The organism is Bacteroides caecimuris, assembly GCF_001688725.2.
Classification (GTDB): Bacteria; Bacteroidota; Bacteroidia; order Bacteroidales; family Bacteroidaceae; genus Bacteroides; species Bacteroides caecimuris.
The window spans coordinates 4,240,077-4,262,703 of the sequence record NZ_CP015401.2; the positions used below are offsets into that span (position 1 = coordinate 4,240,077).

The following is a 22,627-nucleotide window of genomic DNA, read 5'->3' on the forward strand; positions in this document are numbered from 1 at the left end:
ATGCCGTATGTATTATCAATGCAAAGATAAAAGTCTTTCAGAAACTTCCGGCTTTCAGGAGAAAATTATTGCAGACGGAATGAATAATCTTATTCTTCAAGAGGGCTTATATTCATCACTCTGGTGCGGCAACATCCCCAACTTTCTTTCCCTTTCTTTGTTCTTTCTGCGGGAATATGCTACTTTTGCATTATCTCATAAATATTGAGAACTAAAGAAAGGAACAAATTATGGAAGAAGTAAAAAGAATCCCTTACGGAGTTTCCAACTTTGTGGAAGTGGTGGAACAGAATCAATATTACGTGGATAAGACTATGTATCTGCCGTTGTTGGAAAAACAACCTAGTAATTTGTTCTTTATCCGCCCCCGCCGTTTCGGCAAGAGCATCTTTCTGAGTATGCTCCGAACTTATTATGACATCGCTCAAAAAGAAAAGTTCGAAAAACGTTTCAGCAATTTATGGATAGGCAGTCGTCCTACACAGTTGCAAGGGACTTTCCAAATACTCTTTCTTGATTTCTCCAGAGTGGGAGGGCTCGACAGAACGCTTGCCGAGAACTTTGATGATTACTGTTGCGGCGGACTGGATGATTTCGCTTCTATCTATGAACCCTATTATTATCCCGGCTTTGAAGAGGAAATGAAAGCCCAATACGGCACTACCAACAAACTGAATTTCCTCGATCGCAAGGCACGCAACAACGGCTCCAAGCTTTATCTGATAGTGGATGAATATGATAATTTCACGAATGTGGTGCTAAACGAGCAAGGCGACAAAGTCTATCACGCCCTAACCCATGCCAGTGGCTTCTATCGCGAAATCTTCAAGAAGTTCAAAGGCATGTTCGAACGCATCTTCATGACCGGTGTCAGCCCCGTAACGCTGGACGACCTGACTAGCGGATTCAATATCGGCTGGAATATCAGCACCAAACACCAGTTTAACATGATGTTGGGATTCAGCGAGACCGATGTACGCGAAATGCTCCAATACTATAAGGATGCCGGGCAGTTGCCGGGCAATACGAATATAGATGCGATGATAGAGGAAATGCGACCGTGGTATGACAATTATTGCTTTGCCGAAGAAAGTTTGGAGCGTGACCCGAAGATGTTCAACTGTGACATGGTACTCTATTATCTACGCAACTATATGGATTTGGGCAAATCCCCCAAAGAAATGATAGACCCTAATACCCGCACGGACTATAATAAGATGAAAAAACTTATCCGGCTGGACAAGTTGGACGGTAACCGCAAAGGAGTGTTACGTAAAATCACCGAAGATGGGCAGATTGTCACCACGTTGACAACTACCTTTCCCGCTACCGATATTACCAAACCTGAGATTTTCCCCAGTCTGCTTTTTTATTATGGTATGCTTACCATTACTGCCACTCGCGGCAACTATCTGGTGTTAAGTATTCCCAATAATAACGTGCGTAAACAGTATTACGAATTCTTGTTGGAAGAATATCAGGACAATCGACATATTAATCTGAACGACCTTGGCCTGATGTATTACGAAATGGCTTACGACGGCCATTGGCGTGAAACGCTGGAATTTATCGCCCATGCCTACAAGGAAAACTCTTCCGTGCGCAGTGCTATTGAGGGAGAGCGCAACCTGCAAGGCTTCTTTACTGCTTACCTAAGTACGAATGCATATTACCTGATAGCCCCGGAAGTAGAATTGAACCACGGTTATTGTGATCTGTTCCTGATGCCCGACCTGATACGCTATGACGTGAAGCACAGTTATATCATCGAACTAAAATATCTCTCTGTCAAAGACTCGGAAGCGAAAGCCGAAGCCCAATGGAAAGAAGCTGTAGAGCAGATAAAAGGTTATGCTGCCGGTCCCAAGGTACGCAGGATGATATACGACACCGAATTGCATTGCATCGTCATGCAGTTTCGCGGATGGGAGTTGGAACGGATGGAAGAAGTCATATAGAAGCTCTGCTTGATATAATTATTCTGAATACACAAATGTTCATTTCTCATAGTGTCTTTCCAGTCAACCTATAACAAGAATAAAAAAACAACTAGTCAATCATTATCAGGGAAGTACATGTTCTTTTTGTCCCATATATTGTGGGAAAGTATTCCCTACTAACTGGGAAAAGATTCCCTCATTTTGTGGGAACAAATTCCCATAATATGAGGGAATACTTTCCCACAATATATGGGACGATCGGAACTAGTTTATCTTCAACTAGAAAAAGGAAGAAGACAGTATCTTGACTATGAGAAATACCTTGAAATACTATGAGAACAAGGTGAATTTTAAGCTAAAATAGAAGGTATGTTATGAGAAACACCATGTTAGAAAGTATTTCTCATAAGCTACTTATCTAATTCTTTGTTGTTTATCAGTCATCAATGAGAATATGAGAAATAAAAATGAAAAATCGTTTGCAGAACAATAGAAACAGACAAAAGAAAAACAAGTCTGTTAATAAGCCCTCAACCCATAATCGAATCTCATCTTCTTGCTATCTTTCACTTCGATTTTCAACAAATTACTTCCTTTCCGCAAGTAACGGCTGTAATCGCTGATATTGTATTGATTATATTGCCTGGTCTGCTTTGCCTCCTGTGCAAAGACTTCTACACCATTCAGCCAAACTTTGGCTTCTCCGGCAACATTCAGCCATAAAGACAGATGATTGAAATCCTTATCCACTTTAAAAGTAGCTTCTGATACTACCGTAGAACGAGGGGGACAGTCGAAAGGCAAAGAAGTCATCTTCAGCTCCTGACCGTTCAGACTGACAAGGCAGGTATTCTTGCTTCCGTTCTGACCATCTGCAATCAAAGTAACAGCTTTCGCAGGGGTGATTTAATTCTCCCAGTACGGAAATGCGGTTGCCGTTGTTCTCCGGCAGAATCATGGAAGTGACAGGATAATTATGTACGTCGTACATGTCGCCTACGCCTCTGTCCGTCCAGCCGGTCACTCCGTTTATCAGGCTTTTCTGCACTCCGGACAGAGATGATTCAATCGCAAACGGGACCAGGATTTCCCCTTCAAAGGAAACATTCTTCCGAGACGTGTTCTGATCCGTTACGGCATACTTCCACAATCCGTTCAGATTGATCCATTCGGCCCGTTGCAACTGTGGTCTGGGATAAGTTTGCCACACATTTCCGGTGTCACCTGTTCAGCCCATACTGTTTTAATTTTATCTCCTTTAGGCTCCCATGCATGGGTAAACACCTGCTACATGGCTCCTAAAGCCAGAGTTAGTAAGATTCTCTTATCCATAAGCATTAGCGGGTTTTATATTCTTTAAAATCTTTCCGTCGATTCTTATTGTAGGTATTCCACATTTTCTGGAAATACAAGACATCACTCTTGTCCGCCCATTCGAAATAGGCTGTTTCCAATTCTTTTGCCATTTCAGGATATTTACTGATCAGGTTGTGCTGTTCGGTACGGTCTTCCTTGATGTTGTACAATTCCCATTCATCTCCTTTGAAGTTGGCGGAAACCAGCTTCCAGTCGCCTTTACGCACCATGCGGTTGCCTTCATGTTCCGCATAGATGTATCTTTCGGGCATCTTCTTTCCTTTCACAATCGGAAGGATAGACTGACCTGCCGTAGGCAGAATCGCTCTTCCCTGATATTCTTTCGGATAAGTGGCTCCTGCCAGTTCCACACAAGTAGACATGATATCGGAGAATTGTGCAGGCTGATGATTCAGTCCGCCTTTGTTCTTCACATGATTACCCCAGGAAATGATACACGGAGTGGAAATACCTCCTTCATGTGCATAATGTTTATAGAGTGTGAACGGCGTGCAGCAGACATTTGCCCAGCCTGTACCGTAATGATGATAGGTTCCGGGCAAACCCATTTGGTCGAGTTCTTCTCCGGTATGGGTATGGTATTCGACTCCGGTCTGTTTGTCGAAGCCAAATTCGTGCCATTCGGCACAAGCTCCGTTATCGGACATAAACATGATAAACGTATTGTCCAACTCACCGTTCTTTTTCAATTCATCCACTACCCGGCCGATGTTCGCGTCCATCACATCTACCATAGCGGCAAAAATGGACATACGCCGTGCGAGGTCGGTCTGCTGATCTTTCGTCAATGAGTCCCATGCCGGTAGCGGATGCGTTTCATCTTCAAACAGACTTTCGGGAACTACGCCGCGCGGACTAAGTGCCGGTTTGCCTTGCATGAGTTTCAGGTCAACAATCCGTTTCCAGCGAGCGTCACGAATCTTGTCCCATCCCTGCATATAGAGAGACATATATTTATCGGTCACTTCTTTCGGTGCGTGCAAAGGGAAATGGGGAGCGTTATAAGCCAGATACAGGAACAACGGTTTCTTCTCCTGATGTGCCTGGTCGATGAAGTCAATCGCATAATCCGTTATCACATTCGTTGCATAGAAAGTTCCTTCTTCATAGTGTCTGGGGGTACGGTCTTTCGGCAAACGGGTATATACTGCCGGATTCCAGAAAGAATTAAATCCGCCCAACAAACCGTAATACTCCTGGAAACCACGAAGAATAGGATTCGACTTATTCCCCAAATGCCACTTTCCCGACATCGCCGTAAAGTATCCGGCATCTTTCAGGACTTCCGCAATCGTGACGTTGTCCGAATTGGAACGGAAACCGGAATATCCTTTCGGCCAGGCAGGATGACTGCCGTCCATGTGTCCCAATCCCGTCTGATGCGGATAAAGTCCCGTCAACAGGTTGGCACGCGACGGGCAACTGCGTGCACTGTTATACATCTGCGTCATACGGACGCCATTCTTTGCCAGTTTATCCAACACCGGTGTATGAATCTCGCCACCGAAGCAGCCGAGATCGGAAAATCCCAAATCGTCAGCCAGTATGATAATAATATTCGGTTTGTCCTGTGCATACGTCATCGGGACCAGAGCCAAGCTGCCTGCTATCAATAAAGAAGTTTTCATTTAGTATTATAATTAAAGTTGGGTTTGAATTTACCATTCTCATAGATCATCGGAATTAATCCGGGACGGCACGTCACTTTATATTCCGCCGCCTGTGCCCCACGCGGATTGAAGAACATGGTAGCCCACCAGTTTCCATCCTTATCCTGAAAAAAGTTGTTGTGTCCTCCTCCCGTGATGGCATTGTAGCGCTCGCTATAGGGACCATACACATTATCGGCTGTCGAGATGATGCAGTCGTAACTATAACGTGTCTTCGGTGAGGTTACTCCCTTTTTCTCTATATAGGTATCTCCCTCCGACGTACGGTGCGACCATATAGCCTGTACGAGGTGATATTTGTTATCATATTTGAAGATAAACGCTCCTTCAATATACGGTTCCGGATTATATTTTTTCTCTTTCAATGTTTTCAGTTCCTCGGCAAATCCGCTCATATCCGGTTTCATACGGGCGATATAATGGTTGTGCCCGACAAAGTAGACAGTGCCGTCCGTATCTTCGAACAAACTTCCGTCGATGTTCGGGAAGATGGCTTTGTCTTTATTACCTTCGATATTCTCGTACGGTCCTTCCGGTTTTCCGGTCTTGCTCCGCAAAATGAAGGAACCTCTCCCGCCTGCCGACTCATTCATGCAGGCAACGATAAACCAGTTCTTCGCGCTTTTGATATAATGCATTTCCGGCGCCCACACTGCATGGAAGCGGTTGTCCATCGGATCACCGTTGATGGATTTTTTCTGATATTTCTCTCCTGCTTTATATACCTTCGGCTTTTTTTGCCAGGTTCCGTCTTTTTCCATCGACCATATTTGTCCTCTGGCTTCCCAGGACTTCATATCTTTGGAACGCCACAGGTACAAACCGTCGTTCCAGTCCCAGCAATGCCTCTGCCCCGGAAAGTAACGGTCGGGGGTAGAGGTCGTTCCTGTGATATAATAATAACCGTCGGGACCCAGCGTAGCCCAAGTGTCCCTCATCCAATAATCAAATGCCGGCTTTACAGATGTCGGAACACGTAGTTCCGGAGCGTTTGTATCTGCCGTTCCATATAACTGTGCTGATGCTGTAGAGATGGAAATAAATCCTGTAAACAAGATCAATCCTAATCGCAAAATCAATTTCATATATTTCTGTTTTATGTTTACGGATACAAAAATAGGCCGTTGCGGGGCAGACTTCATGGAATCATGTTTTTAATATCCGTAGGTATGTACAATCTTCTTATTTTTTAGTGTTCCGGATGGAGATAATTAAATGGATTCTGTTTAAAATGGTAACGTCTTTGCGGGAGAGGCAGCGGGTCCTGCAAACGCAACTCCCATGCCAGTAAACGGGTCAGAAGTTCTGTTTGAATTTTGCTGTATTTCTTCTCGCCAAACAGATTATGAATCTCCGAAGGATCTTTCTTTAAATTATAAAGTTCTCCGTTGCCATAATGATTCATAACCAGTTTCCAATCATCCTTTCTTATCATGCGTGAGGTACCGCTTTGCGTCCAGGTATTCAGTTCGTCAAAGTGGGCTATTTTGCCGGGAGTCAATGCTCCTTCCTGTTCAAAAGTCAAGGAGGCATCCAGTCCGACATCAGCTCCTCCGAAGCCTTGTTGTACGACCATGCTGGAGAATTCTTCTTTAGGGTAAGCTTTTCCGGTCAGCATCGGCCACAAGCTACGGCCCTGAACTCCTGTCGGTATTTCGGCACCGATGGCAGAGCAGAAGGTGGGGAAAAGGTCGGCTATCGATACGTGGCCATCCATAGGGGCAGGCTGGTTCTTGATGTGGTATCCTGCCCATACCATCGGGATACGTGCGAGGCTTTCGGAAAGTCCGGCTCCTTTACGGATCAATCCGTATTCTCCCCAATAGTCACCGTGGTCGGAGAGTACGACAAAGAGGGTGTTTTCATATTGTCCGCTGGCTTTCAATGATTCGATCAGTCTCTTGATCTGATCGTCTATCAACCGGATCATTCCGATATAGTTGGCACGGATTCGAGGCATGTCTTGTTCCAGGTTCGGGCAGGACGCGTCTTCCAGTTGCGCCAGAATACGGTATTTCTCTCCTTTCTTTGCCAAATCCTTACGGGAGGTCTTTAAGACGGGAAGCTTATCGGGGGAGAACATGGAGTAATAGGGTTCACATACCTGATAAGGGTTGTGAGGTTCTGGAAAAGAGACCCATACGAAGAAAGGATTTTCTTTCTGTTGTTTAATCCATGCCAGTGCTTCGTTCACGATTTTGGTGGGATGCTGTTCTTCCAGCGAGATGGGAGATGGCTCTAACCATTGCCCCCTGGCTTGCTGATTCAGGAAACGGGCAGTCTCCTTCTCTGCGGGAGTCGTCTTTTTGTGCTTTCCCCAGTGTCCGTATTCAGACCAGAAATCGAAGTCGGCAGGTTTCAGGTAAGCGTGATTCTTGCCGACCAATGCTGTTTTATATCCGTTTTCTTTCAATACGCCCACTAAGTCCTGTTGATAGGAAATGTCAGGAATATTGTGATTCGTGCGTACGTGAGTGGCGGAAGGAAAACGCCCGGTAAACATGGAACAACGTGCCGGAGAGCTGGCCGGCATCACAGTGTATGCCTTATTGAACCATACATTCTCTTGCGCCAACCGGTCGACAAAGGGAGTCACTTCCAGCGGAAAACCCTCCCTGCCGCACAAATCGGCACGCTGCTGATCAGTCATAATAACCACAATATTCGGTTTGCCGGTTTGCGCCTGGGCTGACATAGCCAAACCTTGTATGGCAAGTCCTGTGATACAAAAGATTGTTTTCATTTTATTTATTTCTTATTTAAAAGATCCTATTTAAAACGATATACAACCATGGAAGCGGCCTCCAGTTCGAACGGTTGATTCAGGTCCAGCCCGATTTCCGTCTCTACCGGTTGGACTTCATTCGGGGTAAACGGTGTGTTCTCTTTTCCCGGAACCAGTACCAGGCTTGTTTTATGTGCCTTGACGGGACGTTTGAAGCCGGAAACTTCCGGTTGTAGAGTGACTTTTTTATTCTGCAGGTTTATCAGTTTCAGGATATATTGTTTGCTGGCCGTATCATATCCCATCGTAACAAAGATATTCTGCAAACCTTCTATATCCTTGACCGCTGCATCCAGACACACGTCAAACGTGTTATCCCTGAACATCTTCGCCAGGTAGAAGAAGGAAGTCTTTACGCTACTGTCTACTCCATTAATCAACATCGGCAGGAAGATACGGTGTTCCAGAAAGTCCCAATGCCTCATCACCGGACGTTCGGCAAACAAGGGATTCAGATCGCCGTTGCGTTCTATTGACATACGGATGGCTCCGGTAGCCAGCAGGTTATAAGGATATTTTCCGCTAATACCCAATTCGCCGATAAATAGATCGGCAACACCCCGTTTGTAGTTATCAAAACGATAAGAAAGGCGGTAAGACGTATCTGTCTTCAGGTTCATTCCATAATATCCACGGTTGAGAATCAGGGCATCCGGGTGGTTCGCAATGTCTTCCGTGACATTAACCAGCATCGAATACTTATTTTCTTCGCTCATTGGATTTTCATCCGTGCGACTGATAAATACAGGAGTATATGATAACGGATAAGACATCCATCCAATCAACGGATCGGCCTGAAACACTTTTTTCTCTTTAACGCGGGAAGCCGGAACATTTTCATAAAGACCGTTCTTCACAGATAATCCGGCAGGAGGTGTAGCTTCTTCAAACGAACGGTTACGTATCAGTTCGGCGTGCAGAGCACCCTCGCCCATCATTCCTATTTCCTCATAATGGAAACCGTACTTTACGGAAGCCACTTTGTGGGTTTTCGATTTATTGATATACAACGTTCCATCGAAGGAAGACGAAGAGGAACTATTCCCATATACCAGAGGCAATGTGAAAAACAGACCGATACCCAACGTAAAGGATTGGAATGTCGAATGATTCATAGCATTTGTTTTTAGAGTTTCACATTGCAAATGTGGTCTTTTCTATCCAAGAAAAACAGAAAAATAATGCTTAATACCTGCAATCATGTATAAAAATCTGTAGCGAAGCGGCAAACTGAACATAAGTGCTGCCCGTTTGAACAATTCTACGACTGTTCAAAACAAAAAAAGACGTATCTTTAGGTCGTGAAAATCAATCAGAAAAGCCATGAGAACCACCTTACTTAAATTCGTACTCTTATTTAGTCTCGTGCTCTTAAATATTAGCTTGTCGACGGGACAAATTCAATATAATAACATACGCTTCAAACAGCTAAGTATAGCTGAAGGACTCCCGCATAATACGATCAATGCAATCACCCAGGACAACCACGGGTTCATCTGGTTTGGTACACGCAACGGATTGTGCCGATATGACGGTTATAATATCAACCTATTCGCACATAATGAGGCCGACAGCACCTCACTCCGCCACAATTTCATCACACGCTTATATAACGATTCGCTCCGTAACATTCTATGGATCTCTACCGATCAGGGCATCTGCAGCTATAACTACGAGACAGAAGATTTCAGCCGTTACCAGATTAAAGGGAACACTAAGGATGATGTTTGTTTCCTGAACACCAGCGATGGTATGCTTCTGGCAGCTTGTAGCAACGGACTCTATCGCTACAATGAACAAGACAGCTTGTTCGTCCCTTTTCTTCCCGATAAAGAAAAACCTCATGTGAGATACTTTGCGGAGGACGGAGACAAAACCTTATGGATAGATACCAACAAAGGACTGATGCGATACAGTCTGGAAAAGAAACAGTTCGTTTCCCTCCCGACTCTCATCCAGCCTTTTACACAGCAATGCAACAATGCCGTCCTGATCTCGTCCAACCAGCTTTTATTTAATACTAACAACGATTTTTTCGTCTATCATATACAGAGCAATACCCTGTGTAATCTCTCGAAAGATCTTGAGGTGAAAGACTTCCGGTGTGCGGCAACCGACCATACGGGGAATATATGGGTAGGCACGGAGTATGGCATCTTTGTCTTCAACAAACTCTATCAACTGATTGCACATTACGAACAATCGGAACGGGATTTAAGTGCACTGAACGATTCTCCCATTTACAGCCTTTATCAGGACAAGGCTCATAATATGTGGGTGGGAACCTATTTCGGAGGAGTCAATTATTATATATTCGGTTCCGACCAGTTTCAGATATATCCATACGGAGCCAGTTTCAATCATTTGAGCGGAAAGGCTGTCCGCCAGATTATCAATGCTCCGGACAACGGTCTGTACATCGCCACCGAAGATGGCGGATTGAACTACCTGAACAATAAGAAAGAAATCACCCGTGCCGAACGGCTGCACAAGCAGATGCAAATCTACGCCAAGAACATACATTCCTTATGGCTCGACAAAGATAACAGTCTGTGGCTCGGACTATTCCTGAAAGGAACTCTTCACTATATACCGCATCTAAACCGCACGGTGGACTATAATCTACTGTCGGATGAAGTTTCTTCCGGCTTCTGCATCATCGAAGACAAGAACGATCATATCTGGTACGGAGGCCCTTCCGGCTTATTCCTGATCGACAAGAAGAAAGCGAACTCCCGCCCGGAGAAGATTTCATCTCTCCGTGTCTTTAACCTGATACAGTTTAATGACAGTATACTTTGGGCAGGAACCCGAAAAGGCAGTATATTTCAGATCAATACCCATACACTGAAAGTAACCTCGCTCCCCATCCTGCCGCATACCGATCTCTACATCACCTATATCTACCCCGATTCACATCAACGGATATGGATAGGTACAGACAACAACGGGCTTTATGTATCGGACCGCAACGGTAGCATTATCGCCTTTTACAGTAAAGAACAGTTGGGATCCAACGCCATCAAAGGTATCATTGAAGATGAGATGAGTAATGTTTGGGTAGGTACCGGAAACGGACTTTGTTGTATCAATTCCCAAACAGGAAGCATTGACCGATATACCACGGCCGACGGATTGCCCATCAACCAGTTCAACTACTCCTCCGCCTGCAAGAAGCCTGACGGAGAATTGTATTTCGGAACTATCAACGGTATGATTTCTTTCTACCCGGAACAGGTACGCTCCGTCAATCCCCGTTTCAACATTGCACTGACTTCCATTTGGAGCAACAGCGAATATATGTCGCCCAACAATGAGAAAGCATTCATCCCTTCCTCTATCTCCGAACTGACAGAGATCACCCTGACGCACGAACAAGCCCAATCCCTGCGTCTCGAATACTCCGGCCTGAATTATCAATATACTGACAACACTCAATATGCGATGAAAATGGAAGGTATCGACAAGGACTGGCAGTTTGTAGGCAACCAGCATCAGGTACGCTTCTCCAATCTGCCTTCAGGAAGATATATCTTAAAGATCAAAGCCAGCAAAGATGGTATCCACTGGGACGAAACGGGCCAAAAGGACCTTGCTATCAGAGTCCTTCCTCCCTGGTGGCTCTCGCCGGAAGCATATTTAGTTTATGCATTACTCTTCCTATTAATCATTTACGCCGCATACAGATATACCAAAACGCGTATCATCCTGCTCATGCGACTGAAAACGGAGCATGAACAACGCGTCAACATAGAGAATATGAATCAACAGAAGATCAATTTCTTCACTTACATCTCCCATGACCTGAAAACACCGCTGACTCTGATTCTATCGCCTCTGCAACGATTGATCCAGCAGCCACAAATCAGCAACAACGATAAAGAGAAACTGGAAGTCATCTACCGAAACGCCAACCGGATGAATTATCTGATTAATGAACTATTGACGTTCAGTAAAATCGAGATGAAACAGATGCGTATCAGCGTCCGGAAGGGAGACATCATGCACTTTCTGGAAGAACTGTCGCACATCTTCGACATCGTAGCCGGGGAACGGGAAATTGACTTCATCGTCAATCTGGAAGACACCGAAGAGGAAGTCTGGTTCTCGCCTTCCAAGCTGGAACGGATTCTTTATAACCTGCTCTCAAACGCATTTAAATATACCCAGCCCGGCGGATACGTCAAGTTGCGTGCCAAACTAATAAAAGAAGAGAAAGAAACATTTGTGCAAATCTCCGTCAAAGACAATGGCAGGGGGATTCCTAAAGAAGCTCAAGAACAAATATTTGAAAGTTATTACCAGGTTGAGAAGCGCGACCATCGCGAGGGATTCGGACTGGGATTATCGCTTACGCGTTCGCTCATACACATGCACAAAGGTGAAATCCGGGTAGAAAGCGAAATCAACAAAGGTTCGGACTTTATCGTTACCCTGAATGTATCGGAGGATGCTTACAACCCCGATGAACGCTCGTCCGAGAACATCACGACCGAAGAAATACAGAAATATAACCAGCGAATCAAGGAAACCATCGAACTCATTCCCGAAAAGCTGACCAACAAAGAAAAAGATCCTGCCCGGGAATCTATTATGATTGTAGAGGACAATAAAGAAATGAATGATTACCTCGCCAGTATATTCAGCGAGAAATATGATATTATACGGGCGTATAACGGTGCGGAAGCCTGCAAGAAGATAGCCAAACAGCTGCCCAACCTCATTATATCAGATTTAATGATGCCGGTGATGGACGGATTGGAATTTACGGAACGTGTCAAACAAAACGTAACGACCAGCCATATCCCCGTTATCCTCCTGACTGCAAAGACTGATGAAAACGACCATACGGAAGGTTATCTGCGGGGAGCCGATGCGTATATCACTAAACCTTTTAACGCCAAGAATCTGGAACTGCTGGTACAGAATATCCAAAAGAGCCGGAAACAGAGCATTGAACACTTCAAACAGGCAGAAGAACTGAACATCAAGCAAATAACCAACAACCCGCGGGATGAAATATTCATGAAAGAACTGATGGAACTGATTATGGCGAACCTCAGCAAGGAAGACTTCGGAGTAACGGAAATCACAGCCCATCTCCGCATCAGCCGCAGCCTGTTGCACATGAAGCTGAAATCACTCACTGGATGCTCCATCACTCAATTCATACGGACCATCAAGATGAAAGAGGCTAAAATTCATTTACTGAATGGTATGAATGTCTCCGAAGCATCATTTGCCGTCGGCATATCAGATCCGAACTACTTTACAAAGTGTTTCAAGAAAGAATTTAATATCACTCCGACAGAGTTTCTCAAGCAGTTGAAATAGAAAGCAAAAACAACTGCTTCAGAAATTCAACCTACCCTTAGACAACGTGTCAACTATTAATAGAAAAGTTCTTTTGCTCCCTTTGCAAAGATCTCTTCTCTTCATAGTAAAGTTGTCTTTGCCCTATTTCAAACTATAAACGCAAGTTCCGTTTATATAATTGCAAGCTTTGTTTTTATAATTGCAGGTTGCATTTATAAAAACAAAGCTTGCAATTATAGTTTGGAACGAAGGAAGCAGGGCAGACGCATTATATTTTGTCTATCAATTAGTCAACTATTATCTATATTTCATTTTTATTATTTGTCTTATTATTAATCTATTAATATTTTGTATATTAATTATTTATTTGTATTTTTGTTGTATTGAATTTAAACAAAAATAAACCCTAAAATGAGCTTAATTAGTCTTTGTAAACAACTTGAAGATCCTCGTATTGACCGAAAAAAAGAACACTCTTTGGAAGTCATCGTTTATATAGCCTTGTGTGCTGTAATCTGTGGAAGTGAAAGCTGGAATGAAATAGAACGGTTCGGTATTTGTAAGTTTGACTTCTTTAAACGTCGTTTTCCTGATTTAGTAAAGATCCCAAGTCATGACACTTTCAATCGTTTTTTCAGTTTACTCAAACCCGGTTATTTTGAATTGGTCTTTCGTGATTGGGTATCTGAGCTTTGTGGTAAGTATGAAGGGGTTGTTGCTATAGACGGTAAAATGCTTCGTGGAGCAAGTAAGTGCAGCAAAGACAATCCCTTTGGCAAAAAAGGATTCAAGCTTCATATGGTTAGTGCCTGGGCTGTTTCCAATGGAATCAGTATGGGTCAGGTAAAAGTAGATGATAAAAGCAATGAAATCACCGCTATTCCTTCTCTTATAAAATCTCTGGATTTGCAGGATTGCATAGTGACAATTGATGCTATTGCATGCCAAACAGATATTGCCGAAGTAATAATAGAAAATAATGCAGACTATATTCTGGCATTAAAGGCCAATCAAAAAAACAGGTTAATGGATGTGGAACGCTGGCTAGACGAGATGGATGGTGTTGATATTGATCGGCCGGTATACCGTTCACACTATGGAAAATATGTCACAGAGGAGGTTTCTCATGGGAGAATTGAGACTCGTGAATGTCTGGTTTATAGCCCGGGAAAGATTATGGAATCAATGCTGAAAGATAAATTTGAGGGGGTCAAGTCCATCGTAAGAATTAGTACCGAAAGACTGGAGGTAGCCACTAAAAAACTTTCCGTAGAAAAAAGATATTACATTACTTCACTAGGGCTAAAACCGAAAGAAATTTCAGAGGCTATAAGATCGCATTGGGATATAGAAAACAGGCTACATTGGCAGTTAGACGTATCGTTTAGAGAAGACGCAGGAAGGAAAGTAGGTAATGCTGCGCAAAATTTTTCTTTAATTAATAAGATAGCCCTTTATATCATCAAACAAGATGAAACAAAGGGCAGTGTAGCAGCCAAAAGAAAAAACGCAGGATGGAATGATGAATATTTGTTCAAACTATTAAATAAGATAAAAATATAATGCGTTTGCCCTGACGAAGGAAGAGAAAGTTATCTAACCGGAGAAAGGAAGTTTGGTCTATAGCAAAAGGAAATTATCTATTAATAGTCAACAGGTCAAGTAGGTATATCTTGTAAATCAACTACGCCCAACAGAAAAAGATATCGCCGGTAATTAATCTGCAACATTCACTGATGCAGCTAATTACCGGCGAGCAATAGAAATCTATAATCGACTAATACCTATTCTACCATTCCTGGAAGCGTAAATCGGCTTCCGGATTCTGACGTCGGATCAGTTCCTCGTCAACCTGATAAGTGATGCCACCTTTCGTGTACTTATAAGAAAGCGTAAACTTAGGCTGTTTCCCTACAAACTCCAATGATTCGGCTGCAGGATCTAATGTGGCAGATGCATCTGTGATAGCGACGCTTCCTCCGGCTTCAATATTGACGCTTCCATCCGGATTGACTGTCAGATTCACCGATTCATTGTTTTCCAATGTGTTTCCGAAACCCGGTCTGCGTACTTTGTTTCTACCTAACGAAACAAAGTCGCGGGTCATATTCTGACTCAAATCCTTGTTACTGTATTCAGTAACCTGTTGGGTGGACAAATTGGTAACTTTTCCTTTCACAAAGTAGGTACCATGATACTGGCTGACAAATTTGACAACCACAATACTGTAATCCTTCAAATTGCCATTCACATCAGTACTTATTTCATCCTGATTATGATCGACCAACCGGAAAGGGATTGCATAGTGCTTGTTCAAGGCAGCATTGTCATTATAGAAAGCATCGGAGAAAGTCACTTTCACATCTGCTATTGCCAAATTCGGATTGCTGATCGTCATCTTGTTCGGATTAGCCAACTGATAATAGTTTTCCGGCATCAGTGTCAAGCCCGTACCCTCCAGTAAAGACGGATCGATCTCAAACGTAGCCCAATCATCGGTATGCACCTCTCTTTTACCGCCAATAGCCACTCCCACCTTTATCGACATATCTGTGTCGGCTACCAGTGTCCGCAAAGGTTTTTGCGAAGCAAAGTACACAGAACTCTTATCGTAGTCCTTTTCATAATCGTCATAACAAGCAGTCATCAGAACGCTTATCAGCCCTATCCATAATATATTTAGTCTTTTCATTGTAAATAAGTATTTATATCAACAGCACGTTATTCCCAACCCTGATTATTCATTAGATTCTTATTCTTTTCCAGCTCTGCATACGGTAGCGGCATGAAATAGTTTTTCACTTCATATTTCCGTTGTTCCACTTTCTGTACTTTGAAGCTGAATGTACCATCTTCCTTGCGGGTAACGGCAACACCCTCCACCTCTTCGTTCAACGGCAATACCCAACGACGCATATCAAAATAACGATGATTCTCGAAAGTAAATTCCAAGCGACGTTCGTTCTGAATCAGCTTTCTGAACGAGTCCTTACTTTGAGCCATTTCATCCAGATAAAGATCAAAATTGATACCCCCGGCTTGCGAACGGATTGTTTTCAATATTTCGTATGCAGAATACAGGCATCCTTCGGCTTTCACCGTCGGGTTGCCCCAAGCCTCATTGGCAGCTTCGGCAAAGTTAAGAAGAACTTCCGATTTTCGTAACAAAGGATTGTAATGAACCGAGTTTAAGGTCTGAATCGGATTCAGCATAGCCGATTTCTTGGAAACGAATTTAGCCAGATAATAACCCGTACGTGTAGCATTCTCACTAAACGAAGGAGAATCTTTTCCACCCTCGGACATATCCAACGGCTGGCCGGAATCGCCAAATGTAGCACTATGATAGTAGACATTCAGTGCAAAGCGATTATCCAGTACGGCATAAAGCTGCGTCAGATCGAAATCTGGATCAGACAGATCGACACCGGAACGAACATCGGTTGCCGGATAACCATTCTTCGCATAAAAAGCCTTTACCAGATTATGAGAAGGAGTGGCACGGGCACTTCCGTAGTAGAATGGCGGGAAATGAAGGCCTTCCAGTAGATTACTATTAAAATATTTGCGGAAAGCATAATCGGAACTTTCGGTCTGCACATCGGCAATGGAGGAAGCCGTAACAGGAACATAAGTTCCGAAACCTTCCATGCCCAGAATCTTATTGATCTCTTTGGCCACCGCTTCCCATTTTGCCTGGTAAACCGTAGGGTTCAGTATTTCGAATTGTCCCATGCCGGTAATCTTCGTCACGTCATCATCCTGCATGGCAGGGCTTGCGCTATATAAAAGCGCACGACTTTTCAGAACAGCTGCCGCCGCTTTCGTGGCACGGCCGATTTGTGTATTACCAAACTCCAGGTCATCTCCCTGATACACATTCGGTAATAACTCGATGGCATTATCCAAATCGTTGACGATAAAATCGACTGTTGCCTGATAAGTAGGACGAAGAAATTCACCATTCTGCGCGGCCTCATCCTGCGAAATAAAATGATCTGCCAACGGAATACCCAACGCTTTTCCATTCTTCGCCTTTCCGCCGTACATCTTCAATAGCTCAAAATGCCACCATGCACGCAAGAAATACGATTCACCTTCCAAACGCAGCTTGATTTGCTTGTCCACTTCCGGGTCGGTGCGGTTGTACTGCACCTGGTCGGTCAAGCCGTTTTCGAGGAAAGAGTTTACATAGTTCAACATGTTGTACGCATTACTCCAGTTCCCGATCGGGTTGTTAAACGCCGTCATCCCACCCATATTTAATTTATAGACAGAAGAGCTGCGCAGATTAGTCACTGCATTATCGGTAGCACAATCCAGAAAGTTATTGTCAAAACAATCCGGACGGTTGGCTATGCCATTATAAGCTTTATATAGTACGCCTTGAGCAAGTTCCGGCACTCTCCAGGTATCAGAGTCTCCGATCTGCCATGTCACCTTTGTATCCAATGTGTCGTCACAAGCACAAAAGAGAAACAGACCTGCTAAAACGCAACTTCCTAATATATGTTTCATATTGCCATCTATTAATTGTTCAAAATTAAAATACAAAAGAGACTCCGCCTGTAAAAGTACGTGTCACCGGGTAGTTTGTCACACCGGCATTCAGCAGTTCAGGATCCAAATCTTTCACGGAAGAAAGCACAAACAAGTTTGCACCACGAGCGAAAACCTTCATCTTCTTCACTACCGAACTTGGGGAGAACTGATTGAACGTGTAGCTCAATTCAACATTCTTCATACGGAAGAAGCTTGTATTCTTCAACCAGAAAGAAGAATTGCGGAAGTTGTTCTCACCGGCAGTAGTTGTCAGGCGCGGATAACTTCCGGTCGGATTGTTTGCCGGATGATAACGGTCTAATGCCAGTTTGGAGTATTTACCTTCTCCATTATTCCAGTAATAAGCATTCGTTGCCCAAGTGTGAACGCCCAGTTCGGAATATCCCTGAAGATACAATCCCCAGCCTTTGTAGCTTACATTGAAATCGATGCCCAATGTAGTACGTGGGAATGAGTTTCCGAGTTCCTTTACGTCACGACCGTCAATGATCTTATCACCGTTCAGGTCTTTGTAGGCGATGTCGCCTTCCTGATAATCGGCAAACGTCTGGGTTGCATGTCCGTTGATGACTACATCTTTGCCAAATAATCCTTCAGCAACCAGTTCCATCATAGCATCGGTAGAACGCCCCACTGTGTAGCGGTATTCTTCACCATGTTTCACCTGGTTCCATTTCAATACTTTATTCTTAGACCATACGAAATTGGCTCCTACCGAATAAGCCCAGTCGTTGATGCGGTCGCTCCAGGTGAACATTCCTTCTATACCATGATTCAAGACGGAGCCCATGTTATCCTGGTAGGTAAAGTTGCCAGTATAATCCCCGTAAGAGGCATCGACAGAACCAATGATGTCCGTATGTTTCTCACGGAAATAGTTCATCTCGGTATATAAGCGGTTGTTCAGGAACAGGCCTTCCACACCGATGTTCCATTCTGCTGCCTTTTCCCATTTCAGGTTCGGATTACCCGCACGGACAAAAGTGGAATAGTAAGCCGTAGCACCGTTGTTCGTTGTTCCGAACCGGAAGCTGCCGTCTTGCGACCAGGCACGTTCATACAATAAATGTTCCGTGCTTCTATCATAGCCCAATATACCGGCACTGGTTTTCAGTTTCAGGAAGTTCACGTATTCATTGTCTTTCAGGAAATCTTCATTGCTTAGAATCCAGGCAAGGCCGCCTGCTGCCGAGAAGAAGTATTTATCTCCCGATTTGAAACGGTTGCTTCCCATCAATGCCATATCCGCTTCCACAGCATAGCGGTGGTCATACATATAGTTCAAACGCAATGCGTAGTTTGCATTGATGATGTCCTGGGTCACTCCCTGATTCGTTGTTTTCGAGTACATATAAGTCAGCCGTGCCGATACATCATGCTTTTGGTTGAATGTATTCTCGTATGCGGCAAAGGCATTCCAACCCAATGTCTGTTGTAAGGTAGTCGACTTCCGACTCTGTGAAGTGGCTACATCTGTTTTCTTCATCTGGGTGTACATGATCTGTTCCTCACCGGCAAAGTCACGATATGTTTTGATGGCATACGTCGGATAGACTTTGCTCAAAGAGAGTTGCAGGTAATCATAGTTGTCGAAAGAAAGGAAAGCACCGGCTTTCAAGCCTTTTGTCAGCATATCAAGATCGAATTTCAAACCGATATTGGTCTGGCTGCGTGTATAACGCTCATCCGTATATCCTCCGTACATCGTTTCTGCGTATGCATTCATCGGACGCAGCAGACTTGCGCCAAACAAAGGAATCCCGTCCGAGCTGGCCAGTCCGGTTTCTTCCGGTGACATAGTCAGCGGGTATTCATTCGGACGATGCGTAGACAGGGCCGTAAATACCTGACCACAGTCCAATTGCCCCCATTTACGCATTTCCATACGTCCGGCAACATCTGCGGATATAGTCAGGAAATCCGTTACATTGAAGTCGAGGTTTCCGCGAAGAGTCAGGCGGTGCAATTGCGGAGTATAGGTGACGTCTTCAAATCCGCTACCTCCTACATATCCGGCAATCAGGGCATAACGCACTCTGTCGGTACCTCCCGTCATATCGAACGATACTTTCCGATAGTTGGCATTTTTGTTCAATAACTGATCGTACAAATCGACGTTCGGATACAATAGATCATTGGCTCCTTTGGAGTTTTTATATCCTTCCAGTTGTTTCTGATTATAGTAAGGAGTCAGTCCATCGTTTGCACGCGCTTCATTATACAGATTAGCATACTGATAAGAATTCAGGAAATCAGGAGTACGCGTCATCTGTACCACCCCTGCTTCGGCGGTTGCGTTATAAATGCGGCGGTTGGCCTTTCCTCTGCGGGTAGTCACCCAAAGTACGCCATTCGCAGCACGTGCCCCATAAAGAATCTTGGCAGTGGCATCTTTCAGCAACTCGATACGTTCGATTTCTTCAGGAATCAAATCCGCTGCCGGACGTTCCACACCATCGATGATAACGATAGCTGTATTCTCCGACATGCCATGCTGGCCACGGATAAATAAATCAGGCGTATTGTTTCCCAATCCGCTGACTGTGGAGCGAACTTGCAGACCTAACATTTTACCTTGCAGCATATTAGTCAGCGTCAAATCAGGGAAGGTTCCAAACTGTCCGTTCTCCAGTACGCTCGTTGCGCCTACTTCATTCCCTTTATACGTCTTGCCACCATCGGCTCTATTCACCAGCGATTCTTCGGTCAGAAACAGAGGCTCTTTCTTCAGGACAATCCTTTCAGGAACGATATTGCTGCCTGTCAGCTTATACACTTTATCTTCATATCCCAAAGCCTCCACCATGACGGTTGCGTCATTCTCGACCTTCGTCTGAAAACGTCCCTTTGCATCTGTATAGAGAACGACTGCACCTTCTCCACAAATGATAGAAACATTCTTCAACGGGCTACCTTTCTCGTCGGTAACAATAGAAACTACTTCCACCAAAGGCTTCTTCGCCGACTTTCTCTTTGATTTATTCTGTGCGAAAGTCAGGCTAGAGCCAACGATAAGGACAAATATGAGCCCTATCAGTCTTATATATCTAATCTTGTTTCTCATATACTTTTCTTTATTTTAGGTATCACCATCCGGGGTTCTGTTGAAGATTATCCAAAGCCGCCACTTCATCCATCGGCAGCGGATACCAATAATTACGCTTGTTAAACGTCCGCACGGCTGTCCTCACCGGAACATACTCGTAAGTAAAGTCGGTCAACTTATAAGTGCAGGCTTTTTCCACTTTCAACTGGTCGGCCGTATAAGAATGATTGATCGGGGTTGCTTTGACACCCATGATCGGATATTCACCCTTAAACAGATCTTCAGCAATCATCCAACGGCGGATATCATACCAGCGGTGTCCTTCGAACATCAATTCCACACCACGTTCCCGACGATAAGCTTCTCTAAAGTCAACTCCATCCGGCAATTCACCGATTCCGGCTCTTACGCGGATTTTATTCAAAGCCTGGCGGGCCGACATCGTACAACCCGTAACGACTGCATCCGGATCACCTGTCGCTTCGTATGAAGCCTCTGCCATATCCAGATAAACTTGGGAAACACGAATGTACACAGCCACCAAACGATATAATTGGAAACCAGCTTCGCCAAACAAAGGTACACTTGCTTCCGGCCAGATGAACTTCTTACACATATATCCGGTCTGTTGAGAGCCTCTCGTAAACTGATTGGTAGAAATGAAGTTCTCGGAGTAGCCGCCCGAATAAGTAGTCAGATAATAAGGAACACCCTGTAAATTCTTTCCCCATTGCTCACCGGGCACGAGGATATTATTCGTGAAGCGAGGATCTCTATCCGAGTAAGGATTGGTAGTCTTTACCGCATCATAACCGGAACGCGGATCAGTGATCGGATAGTAGTTGCCGTCAGCTCCCTTACGTTCGTACATATCTACCGCATTTTGTGTCGGAGCATTATAAGGAGTACCCTCGGCACCGGTTTTATTATCATATGGTTGTGTCAGCCATTGCGCTCTGACGAAAGCAGACCAGTTGCCATGATGCCAACGCAGGAACCATAAGTATTCCGGCTGTGCGAATTGATTGGAATTAGGCATTAATTGAATACTACGATATTCGTCGTGATTCATCAAGCGATAATATTCGTGGCTTTCAATAGCGTTGATCGCCTTTTGCGCACTACGGGCAGCTTCGGCAGCCATCTCTTTTCCATATCCTTTGTTTTCAATAGAATTCAAGTCGTTCTGCATCAAAGGGCTGGCAGCATAAAGCTGTGTCATCGCTTTTAATGCCATGGCGCTTACTCTGTCAGGCCGTCCATGTTCCTCGTCAGGCCAGCTTATAGGTAAATATTCAATGGCTTTATCCAAGTCTGTCTGCATCCAAGCATTGGATTCCTGATAAGTTTTACGGGGAAAGTCAAAGTCGTCCGATGCTCCCCAAAGCTGGTCAAAGATGGGCATTCCGCCATATCGTTTGATAATCTCAAAATAGAAGTAGGCACGCAGGAAATGAGCCTGTCCCAACAGTTTTCTCCTTTGATCGTCTGTGATGGATTTCACTTGATCTACTCCGCTAATTACACGGTTCACGATACGAAGTCCGGTATAAGCACGAGAAATAGCACTTTTGAAATTCTTCCCATCACTTTTACTTCCTATTTCGAAACGTGTACCGGCATTCTCCAGCCAGTTACCTGCATTGACAAACTTCGACGGATCATCATCGCGAACGGATGCATATTCATCCGATAAATTACCTACCGTTACGCATGTATTCGAATAAGAGTTGATACCATGTGTAAAGATTAATATATCATCATTTTGAAAGATGCGGTCCATGAACCCTAACAAACTGCTATAATCTTTATAAACATCATCTTCGGAAAGTCCGTCATCGGGAGAGCGGTCCAGATAGTCCTCACAACTTCCTACAAACAAACCCAACAGAATGATCCATATCCAATTCAACTTATGTTTTCTCATATC

The 22,627-nt window shown here is 44.2% G+C and carries 11 protein-coding genes and 1 pseudogene; 3 read left to right on the forward strand and 9 right to left on the reverse strand.

The genetic code is table 11. The features are described from left to right. Window positions 1–230: 230 nt before the first annotated feature. Window positions 231–1,958 carry an ATP-binding protein gene (locus A4V03_RS18400; RefSeq protein WP_065539863.1) on the forward strand — a complete coding sequence of 576 codons (1,728 nt, stop codon included), beginning with the start codon at window positions 231–233 and terminating at the stop codon, window positions 1,956–1,958. Between the two features lie 504 nt (window positions 1,959–2,462). On the opposite strand, the pseudogene A4V03_RS18405 reads toward A4V03_RS18400, so the two are convergent. The 5 genes and pseudogenes from A4V03_RS18405 to A4V03_RS18425 all read right to left on the reverse strand — a co-directional run. Beyond that, window positions 2,463–3,224, reverse strand: a pseudogene (locus A4V03_RS18405) (hypothetical protein); the annotation flags it as partial. A gap of 53 nt (window positions 3,225–3,277) precedes the next feature. Then, the gene (locus A4V03_RS18410; protein ID WP_065539866.1) at window positions 3,278–4,945 is read right to left on the reverse strand and encodes an arylsulfatase; all 1,668 of its coding nucleotides are present in this window, start codon (window positions 4,943–4,945) and stop codon (window positions 3,278–3,280) included. Next, on the reverse strand, window positions 4,942–6,129 hold the full coding sequence (locus A4V03_RS18415; protein ID WP_065539867.1) for a family 43 glycosylhydrolase: 1,188 nt from the start codon (window positions 6,127–6,129) through the stop codon (window positions 4,942–4,944). The genes A4V03_RS18410 and A4V03_RS18415 overlap by 4 nt, the downstream gene beginning before the upstream one ends. A gap of 47 nt (window positions 6,130–6,176) precedes the next feature. Beyond that, window positions 6,177–7,730, reverse strand: a complete 1,554-nt coding sequence (locus tag A4V03_RS18420) for a sulfatase family protein (RefSeq protein ID WP_065539868.1) — start codon at window positions 7,728–7,730, stop codon at window positions 6,177–6,179. A 26-nt stretch (window positions 7,731–7,756) separates the two neighbouring features. After that, window positions 7,757–8,887, reverse strand: coding sequence for an alpha-L-arabinofuranosidase C-terminal domain-containing protein (locus A4V03_RS18425; RefSeq protein ID WP_065539869.1), 1,131 nt, complete (start codon window positions 8,885–8,887; stop codon window positions 7,757–7,759). A 208-nt stretch (window positions 8,888–9,095) separates the two neighbouring features. Between A4V03_RS18425 and A4V03_RS18430 the strand changes: the two genes are divergently transcribed. Continuing rightward, a complete protein-coding gene (locus A4V03_RS18430; protein ID WP_065539870.1) occupies window positions 9,096–13,106 on the forward strand; it encodes a hybrid sensor histidine kinase/response regulator transcription factor in 4,011 nt (1,336 codons plus the stop codon). A gap of 393 nt (window positions 13,107–13,499) precedes the next feature. Continuing rightward, complete coding sequence (locus A4V03_RS18435) at window positions 13,500–14,651, forward strand: ISAs1 family transposase (RefSeq protein WP_024988584.1); 1,152 nt, start codon at window positions 13,500–13,502, stop codon at window positions 14,649–14,651. A gap of 226 nt (window positions 14,652–14,877) precedes the next feature. On the opposite strand, the gene A4V03_RS18440 is transcribed toward A4V03_RS18435, so the two are convergent. From A4V03_RS18440 to A4V03_RS18455, 4 genes are read right to left on the reverse strand one after another with little or no spacing between them, the layout of a single operon-like run. Continuing rightward, complete coding sequence (locus A4V03_RS18440) at window positions 14,878–15,780, reverse strand: BT_3987 domain-containing protein (RefSeq protein ID WP_065539871.1); 903 nt, start codon at window positions 15,778–15,780, stop codon at window positions 14,878–14,880. A 29-nt stretch (window positions 15,781–15,809) separates the two neighbouring features. After that, window positions 15,810–17,606 (reverse strand): RagB/SusD family nutrient uptake outer membrane protein, encoded by a 1,797-nt coding sequence (locus A4V03_RS18445; RefSeq protein ID WP_065539872.1) that lies wholly within the window; start codon window positions 17,604–17,606, stop codon window positions 15,810–15,812. Between the two features lie 25 nt (window positions 17,607–17,631). Continuing rightward, window positions 17,632–20,715 carry a SusC/RagA family TonB-linked outer membrane protein gene (locus A4V03_RS18450; RefSeq protein ID WP_065539873.1) on the reverse strand — a complete coding sequence of 1,028 codons (3,084 nt, stop codon included), beginning with the start codon at window positions 20,713–20,715 and terminating at the stop codon, window positions 17,632–17,634. 22 nt (window positions 20,716–20,737) lie between these two features. Then, a complete protein-coding gene (locus A4V03_RS18455) occupies window positions 20,738–22,624 on the reverse strand; it encodes a RagB/SusD family nutrient uptake outer membrane protein (protein WP_065539874.1) in 1,887 nt (628 codons plus the stop codon). Window positions 22,625–22,627: the final 3 nt, after the last annotated feature.

What these genes read in the sequence shown, in the direction of transcription:
- A4V03_RS18400 (WP_065539863.1), top strand. Translation starts at nt 231, where the DNA reads ATGGAAGAAGTAAAAAGAATCCCTTACGGAGTTTCCAACTTTGTGGAA.
- A4V03_RS18410 (WP_065539866.1), bottom strand. Translation starts at nt 4,945, where the DNA reads ATGAAAACTTCTTTATTGATAGCAGGCAGCTTGGCTCTGGTCCCGATG.
- A4V03_RS18415 (WP_065539867.1), bottom strand. Translation starts at nt 6,129, where the DNA reads ATGAAGTCTGCCCCGCAACGGCCTATTTTTGTATCCGTAAACATAAAA.
- A4V03_RS18420 (WP_065539868.1), bottom strand. Translation starts at nt 7,730, where the DNA reads ATGAAAACAATCTTTTGTATCACAGGACTTGCCATACAAGGTTTGGCT.
- A4V03_RS18425 (WP_065539869.1), bottom strand. Translation starts at nt 8,887, where the DNA reads ATGAATCATTCGACATTCCAATCCTTTACGTTGGGTATCGGTCTGTTT.
- A4V03_RS18430 (WP_065539870.1), top strand. Translation starts at nt 9,096, where the DNA reads ATGAGAACCACCTTACTTAAATTCGTACTCTTATTTAGTCTCGTGCTC.
- A4V03_RS18435 (WP_024988584.1), top strand. Translation starts at nt 13,500, where the DNA reads ATGAGCTTAATTAGTCTTTGTAAACAACTTGAAGATCCTCGTATTGAC.
- A4V03_RS18440 (WP_065539871.1), bottom strand. Translation starts at nt 15,780, where the DNA reads ATGAAAAGACTAAATATATTATGGATAGGGCTGATAAGCGTTCTGATG.
- A4V03_RS18445 (WP_065539872.1), bottom strand. Translation starts at nt 17,606, where the DNA reads ATGAAACATATATTAGGAAGTTGCGTTTTAGCAGGTCTGTTTCTCTTT.
- A4V03_RS18450 (WP_065539873.1), bottom strand. Translation starts at nt 20,715, where the DNA reads ATGAGAAACAAGATTAGATATATAAGACTGATAGGGCTCATATTTGTC.
- A4V03_RS18455 (WP_065539874.1), bottom strand. Translation starts at nt 22,624, where the DNA reads ATGAGAAAACATAAGTTGAATTGGATATGGATCATTCTGTTGGGTTTG.